We start from the raw sequence: 6,660 nt of genomic DNA, 5'->3' as shown, positions 1-6,660 counted from the left end.
TGTCTCATATTCTATAATGCAGTCTGTACCAATTTACATTCTGATTTTTTTTCTACCCCGATTTACCGAGCGGATACATATTTTCTGCATCCTGCCAACCAGTTAGTTTGCGATTTGGTGATAGATAGGTAATCAGAAATGAAGCAATAAATGCTACGGCTGCAATAAAGAATATTAAACGATAATTTTCAAGTTTAATACTTGAAGCTTTACCAATATTTCTCAGCATGATAAATACAGAAATAATATTACAAACAATTCATGGATTGTAAATTCTGTGAGTATTTTGTTTTTGTTTTTTCTCCGTATTCTTTAACCGTATTTCCATCGCTAACATTACTAACTTGGGAATCGACGGAAATATTTGTACCTGCGAATTGCATTTGAGCAGCACGTTCGATTAATCTATTTCCAGTAAATTTTTTACCTGTAGTTGGGTCAATTTGTTGGGATGCTGTGGATAGTAAATTATTGGTTTGGGATTCAATCAAAGTTTGTTGTTCGGATGGTGAGAAATATTGTGTCATTTCCTCACCAGTAATATTTTCTCCAGAATCTAGCTTTGCCAGAAATTCTTCTCCACCAGCTTTACTACTAATAATTCTCCGCACATCGGGATTTGATGACATAAACTGCATTGCTCCAATTTCTCTTCCACAATTACCGGAAGAGTCACATACATAATTACCGACAAAGTTATAATTATTTTGTGTGTTAGATAAAGCCGAACTCAGAGCATCAACATTTGTACCAGAAGCATGAATATTCTTACAATTATCTTTTGATGCTGGGATTAAATTGACAATTTTATCATTACTTTTGCTTGTGGTAATTGGAGAATTATTAAAGCGAAAACCACTACTTCTCAATCCGGTGGAAGTCGAAACTGAATTTTTATTCTCATCAATGTTACCCAAAAATATTGGTTCCTTCTCCCTATAAGTCATAAACGGAACGGGACCGATAAAATAGGGAGTACATCCCAAATCAACGAAATTATTCCGCATACAAACTCGGAAAAATAACGACTGGGAAATCATGCCATCAACTTCCGATACATCCCATACCGCGACTTTAAATGCATCACCAAAAAGGTTTCTACCCGTTGGTTCTTTCCCACCATTAACCGAACCTAAAATCCCTTTTCCACCTTTGACTAGCTGATATTTACCACTAATCCAAGCTTTTCCATTCACCACAGGGGAACCCGACAACTCGGTATGAGCGCAATCTTTGTCACAGGGTACGGCAAATCCTTCTTTGTTGCTTTTTGTTGCTTACAGAGACAGTTCGATTTCGCTTCTGTTCGTCAGTCGCAAAAGCAACATCAACTATTCCCACGGACGTACCCACTGGATTGATGGGATTGGGAAATTGAGAGAAGGGGACTTTATTGAGTCCAGGGATTTCAGAAATGTACACTCCCTGCCATTTATCAAAACTTGCAATGGATGTTGATGTTATATTGGGAATCGAATTAAGATTATAGGATTTTAAATCTAACGAATCAAAGCTTAATTTCCCTAAATGGGATGATTGCTTGAGTAAATTACCAATGGTTTGATTTGTATCGAAAGATGTCGATAAATTTTGAGACAATAAATCAAAAATTGGTTTGACTTGAGAAATAGGAAAATCTTTTAACTCTGGAATAGCTTTGACTAAGCTATCCAAAGTTTGTAATTTCATCACACCAAAACTACCCAAGTTACTTCTTCCTAAATCTAGATTAGTAATTTGAGAAATATCGGTCAGCGATAACTGTTGCAATTTGAAGGAATCTTGAAAGTCGCCCAACATTGTAAATGAATCTGGTTTTTGTCCAGCATTCCAACTGCGAGAGGGGTTATATCCAAGTTTATCGATAACATTTTGAGGTGCTTTAAATGAGCCAGGTTCGCTAATTGCTGGCATATTTGAAAAGGTGATTTTGTTCCAATCGGGTAAACGGGTATTTTGCCAAGCTACCGTTGGTATTTGCTGTTGTGTCACTGGAGGATTCGACATACTGTATTGTTGTGGAAAGAGGATAATTCCACCTGCGACTAATAATGACAGTCCCAATCCCGTAAAAGTTATTGTGTTCATTTTCATGATTTTATCCTTGGAAATTATTTAGAATTGTTGATAAATTTTTGCTGTATATCACTATCGCTACCTAATTCGGCTAACCGATTAATTAATTGCCTAGAAATTCCACTATCACGAGCCGCTATACTAATTGATTTTCCAGAGCGCACATTGATAAAAAACTTCTCAATTCGTTGCCATAATCGAGACTGCTCGGAAATTAAACCTTGTTGTTTAGTAATATTCAAGCCTCGACTGATTTGTTGTAATTTATTAGTGCTATTAATATTTGAATAAATTTTTGATTCGAGAATGGGATTGAAGTTTGGTAAAATTTCTAAGGTTTGATAATCAGGTTTTTTATTTCCCATTACAACTTGAAATAAATAAACTTGCCTCTGGGAGTTACCTTTTGTCACAACTGTGAGTAAGCTAGTACCTGTACTCGGTAACTGGGGCAGTTTTAATTTATTAATCTGTCGTAAATGTATGACTGTCGCTCCCGACTGCTCGCACTGCTGTGATAAACCACTCAAACAACCATCAACATCGAGAGATGCGATCGCAGGATTATCCAACCATACTTTTTCGACGATTTCGCCAGTTTTAATAAAAGAAATATTCACCCCATATCCAGGTGATAATTTAATTTCTGGTATTTGCTTGGAACTATTTCCAGTCGCAATATCCTGGGAAATTTGCTTTACACCTTGTCGAATCTCAGCAGCATTTACTGTTGGTAAATTGACAAATGGGAAAGATATTAAACAAATAATAGTTATGTTATTAAATAAAATACTGCCCATTACAACCTCACCTAAAACTGAAAAGTTTGGTTTACAAATACTTGAACCTCAGTACCAGCTTTGACATACCAAACATTTTCGCGTTGCTGAATTTCCTGCAATGCTTGTTGATTGCGCTGGAGAATTTGTTGGGTTAAAGGTTCAAATCCCCCTTCCAAAACTGCTCCCAAAATATTGGAACGATTTCTTCTAATTGATGAGAAGGAACTCGTGCCACCAAAATCACTATTAGTTGAGGTTTGTTCTTCTTTCGGTTGATTAAGAACCTTACCTACTTTAGCTAGAGAACCAACTGCAAACGTCTCTGCATCCCGTGAAGCGATTTCTCCACCTTTATCACCCCATTTTGATGCAATTAAAGGTTGACCAGATTTACCCCGAATTGCGATCGCATTTGCTGGAAGTAAATATTCATTCCCATCAATTACCGCTCCCGTTGCTTCTAGTTCGATAAATCCTGATTTCTGAATATCTTTAACTTGAACAATTATTTGTGAGTTTTTTGGGAGAATGACAAAACCATCTTTAGTTTTTAGAGATTTAGAAAGTTGGATAATAAATTTGTCTGATTGTTGTTTGCTGTTAGATTGTCTATCCACATTATTGACTTGATTATTAGCCCAAATTAAAGGTGTTACTAATTTTCCCAAACTAGATGAACCTACTGTTAATTGTTGTATTTCTTGATTGTTAATAATTGAAGCTTCTTCATCATGAAGTGGTTCTAGTTCCGAATCATTATTTGTTGTCACTATTTGATTTGGGTTTGATGTGAATGAAACTAAAGTTGCACGAGGAATAGTTGGTGTTTGTTGTTCATCTACCGCAGAAGTTAAAGTATTATTGGGCAGAGAATCAGATTTAGAATTGGATGCGAATTGTACATTCCCATAACTCCCTAAGCTGCTAATTTCTCTCCATTCCTCTATAGGGTTAACTTCTTCTTTTTTGGGTAAAGGTTTTGATAAAGATGGTGGATTTACTTTATTTACAACTGGCTGTAATCTTGGTGTATAAGCAGCGTGAGGAGGATTATAGCTAACTCTTTGAGGTATCGGACGTGCTACATAAGTCACTCGATTTCTGGGTATTTCTCTTGGCACTACAGTAGGAGATAACTTATTATTTTGCGGTTGAGTATTACGTCTAACAATCTGGGTTTTAGGTCTTTGGGAATGCTCCACTGATTTAATTTTCTCAGCTTGGGTAGAGAGTGCCAATTCCGCTTTTAACTTTCCTGTTTCTGTTGCTTGAGAGTTATCGGCAATTTCAACTTTTGGGTTACTTTCTTCACGATTTGCGATTGTAGGTGCAATCCTGGGTTTACCCGACATAATGCTATTTAAAACAGTCGCAGCACCACCAAAAACCACAAGCATCACTAATCCTACTGCACCAAATTTGGCAAAGGGGTTCCCATAAAAAGTTGGTTGAGTTTTACCCAGTTGTGGGTCATCAAATAATTCATGAGTTGCAATTGGATTTGTATCTTGATTATTTATTTCTCCTTGCACTACTTCTGCTGATTCGATAAGTTGCGTTTTCTTATCAGAATTTTTTTCATCGTTCAAACCTAGTAGTTTTGCAAAACTTTCTTCATTCCAATTATTCTCTTGCTCGTTATTTTCATCTGACAAATTCTGCATTACAAATTCTCCTGTGGTAAATCTCGAATTGCATAAATTTCCAACCCACTAGCACGAACTTGATAAATTACTGCTACTAAACCACTCACATTTGCTGGAGATTCGGGAGCTTCTACTGCTCTTACAAATATTTCTTTATTAAAAGAAATTACTTCTCCTAAATTATTTCCTCTATCAAAAATAGTCAGATTCGCAATCATCTTGACTTTCCATTTCCCCTCTTCAATTTTTATCGGTGATTGAATTGAAAGTGGAACCAAAACAACTTGGGTTTTACCTTTAAAAACTCCTGGTGGTGTCATCGAAGCCAACATTTTTAAAAATTCTTTGCGAAAATCCTCTGATAATGCGTGAGATGCTTGCCATGCTCCTGATACCACCCTGTTTCCCCTCAATCCTCGTTCTCCAATATTGATTCCTGTATCAGGTTTGGGTTTTGCGTTTTCTTCGACTGTGGTAGGTGGTAAATTTCCCGACCAATTCATCATCAGAGTCATGGTGTCGGAGACGAAACGGGAGATAACTGCGGGAGTACGATCGCGATTTCCTAAAGGTGCAACTTTTATTGCGGAACCTGTCTCTAATTGCACTAAAGTTGGAGGTGGTTTTTTATTTAATTGTGAGTAGGAACCGTAGATTAATACAAGGAGAAAAAACGTAATAATATGTAATCCAAAAGTGACAACGGCAAATAATGCGAAAGTATCTCCATTTGAGAACTTTTTAGAAGCACGATTTAAAAATCTCAGCCGTTTATTTTTGGTCGATTCTGATGTCATAGTTAAATTTTATTAACCATTCTTTGAACGAAAGTAGAAACACCAAAACTCGCAATACTTGAAAAACTTCTAAAAACTGCCATCCCTCCCCCTGCTGCTAAAACTACAGATAAAATCGGAGCAAGAATCCCAATTGCAAATGCAAAAATCATTGGGTCATTATTATCAGAATTCAAAACCATTGTGGAAATTAGACCAGAAATAATATTGAAACAAAGCTTTATCATTCCCACCGAAAAGAAGCCAGTTAGCCATGCAAAAATAGCTTTTGAACCGACTGGAAGTAGTGAACCACCCACAGCTAGGGGACCGAGTAAAGCTGTTAACAACATACAGACTTCGATTATCCATTGGAAAGCGATACCTTCGGTAAGCTTCGCTAACGCAAGCGCAAATAACCAACCCCTCATCGCTAATTGAAAAATATTAGTGTTGAAAAAATCGCTAATACTTTTGACCCATTCGGGACGATTATCCTCATCTAAATAGGCTTGTTATTTTGGATTCGCTATTGTGTGAACCAAAAAGACCTTACTGAGATGTTAGGTAATTGAGTATTTTGGGAATAATAGATATTACAAACGTAAGCTCGCTGATTGTAAAGAAGGTTTCTTATGGATGAAGTCATTAGAAAAATTGCTGCTTTGGGATTACCTGGTGTAATACTTCTGATTGTAATGGCTACAACAGGTTTGACGGGTGGGGCAGCTATTGTATCAGCTTTGGCATTACTCGGTGGACCAGCTGGTATGCTCGGAGGTATTGGAGTTCTGGGACTCACGGTAGCTATTGCAGATTACCTTACCAAATTGGGTATTGAGCTTATGCTGATACGAACGTATGAAATACGTAGCGAAAAAGAATCTGTAGAAAACCTTTGTCAAGAAATCGATAAATTACCTCATGTTAGTAATGAATTAAAAGAAAAGGTTAAAAGAACAATTGATAAAAAGATAGTTTTTGTTTTAGCTGGTCGTACAGGAGTTGGAAAATCGAGTACTGTTAATAAGCTTTTAGGTCGTGAAGTAGCTAAAGTTGGTAAATTTGAAGCAACTACAATGTCCGTTGAGCCATACGAACACAAAATAAATGGTATAAAAATCACAATTGTAGATACTCCTGGTCTTTGTGATGACTTGGAAGAGACTGGTAATGACCAACAATACTTAGATTTGATGAAATCTAAAGTCAATCAAATGGTTTCAATGTGGTTTGTAAGCCGTCTTGATGAAACTAGAGTTAGTAGTGATGAAAAACGAGGTATAAAACTGCTTTCAAAAGCATTTGGGTGCGACTCTTTTAAGAATATGGTGTAAAATAAAAGAGTAATAAATGAAAAGCCTACCAGAATAGTATTGC

Annotated in this window: 8 protein-coding genes; 1 reads left to right on the top strand and 7 read right to left on the bottom strand. The window is 36.6% G+C overall.

What is annotated here, in order from left to right; genetic code table 11:
• Positions 1–52 precede the first annotated feature (52 nt).
• Genes CK510_RS31995 through CK510_RS23795 form a run of 7 tightly spaced genes read right to left on the bottom strand, consistent with a single transcriptional unit; the run spans position 53 to position 5,711 of the window.
• On the bottom strand, positions 53–229 hold the full coding sequence (locus tag CK510_RS31995) for a hypothetical protein (protein ID WP_158224955.1): 177 nt from the start codon (positions 227–229) through the stop codon (positions 53–55).
• 19 nt (positions 230–248) lie between these two features.
• Positions 249–1,199, bottom strand: a complete 951-nt coding sequence (locus CK510_RS33635; protein ID WP_245912360.1) for a hypothetical protein — start codon at positions 1,197–1,199, stop codon at positions 249–251.
• Between the two features lie 37 nt (positions 1,200–1,236).
• Positions 1,237–2,094: a hypothetical protein gene (locus tag CK510_RS33630; protein WP_245912358.1), complete on the bottom strand. Its 858-nt coding sequence runs from the start codon at positions 2,092–2,094 to the stop codon at positions 1,237–1,239.
• A 17-nt stretch (positions 2,095–2,111) separates the two neighbouring features.
• Positions 2,112–2,876 (bottom strand): hypothetical protein, encoded by a 765-nt coding sequence (locus CK510_RS23810; protein WP_095724039.1) that lies wholly within the window; start codon positions 2,874–2,876, stop codon positions 2,112–2,114.
• A gap of 11 nt (positions 2,877–2,887) precedes the next feature.
• Positions 2,888–4,522, bottom strand: a complete 1,635-nt coding sequence (locus CK510_RS23805; protein ID WP_095724038.1) for a TrbI/VirB10 family protein — start codon at positions 4,520–4,522, stop codon at positions 2,888–2,890.
• Positions 4,522–5,301, bottom strand: a complete 780-nt coding sequence (locus CK510_RS23800; protein WP_095724037.1) for a hypothetical protein — start codon at positions 5,299–5,301, stop codon at positions 4,522–4,524. Before CK510_RS23800 ends, CK510_RS23805 begins: the two co-directional genes overlap by 1 nt.
• 2 nt (positions 5,302–5,303) lie before the next feature.
• Positions 5,304–5,711 carry a hypothetical protein gene (locus CK510_RS23795; RefSeq protein ID WP_373695828.1) on the bottom strand — a complete coding sequence of 136 codons (408 nt, stop codon included), beginning with the start codon at positions 5,709–5,711 and terminating at the stop codon, positions 5,304–5,306.
• Positions 5,712–5,915: 204 nt separating this feature from the next.
• Here CK510_RS23795 and CK510_RS23790 point away from each other — a divergent pair, with 204 nt between their 5' ends.
• Positions 5,916–6,617 carry a GTPase gene (locus CK510_RS23790; RefSeq protein ID WP_095724036.1) on the top strand — a complete coding sequence of 234 codons (702 nt, stop codon included), beginning with the start codon at positions 5,916–5,918 and terminating at the stop codon, positions 6,615–6,617.
• Positions 6,618–6,660 lie beyond the last annotated feature (43 nt).

Source organism: Brunnivagina elsteri CCALA 953 (assembly GCF_002289455.1).
Taxonomy (GTDB): domain Bacteria; phylum Cyanobacteriota; class Cyanobacteriia; order Cyanobacteriales; family Nostocaceae; genus Brunnivagina; species Brunnivagina elsteri.
The sequence above is the reverse complement of the archived record's forward strand: the minus strand, read 5'-3'. Positions and strand labels throughout refer to the sequence as shown.

Excerpts from the sequence above, each read along its gene's own strand:
- CK510_RS31995 (WP_158224955.1), bottom strand. The coding sequence starts at position 229 with ATGCTGAGAAATATTGGTAAAGCTTCAAGTATTAAACTTGAAAATTAT.
- CK510_RS33630 (WP_245912358.1), bottom strand. The coding sequence starts at position 2,094 with ATGAAAATGAACACAATAACTTTTACGGGATTGGGACTGTCATTATTA.
- CK510_RS23810 (WP_095724039.1), bottom strand. The coding sequence starts at position 2,876 with ATGGGCAGTATTTTATTTAATAACATAACTATTATTTGTTTAATATCT.
- CK510_RS23805 (WP_095724038.1), bottom strand. The coding sequence starts at position 4,522 with ATGCAGAATTTGTCAGATGAAAATAACGAGCAAGAGAATAATTGGAAT.
- CK510_RS23800 (WP_095724037.1), bottom strand. The coding sequence starts at position 5,301 with ATGACATCAGAATCGACCAAAAATAAACGGCTGAGATTTTTAAATCGT.
- CK510_RS23795 (WP_373695828.1), bottom strand. The coding sequence starts at position 5,711 with ATGAGGGGTTGGTTATTTGCGCTTGCGTTAGCGAAGCTTACCGAAGGT.
- CK510_RS23790 (WP_095724036.1), top strand. The coding sequence starts at position 5,916 with ATGGATGAAGTCATTAGAAAAATTGCTGCTTTGGGATTACCTGGTGTA.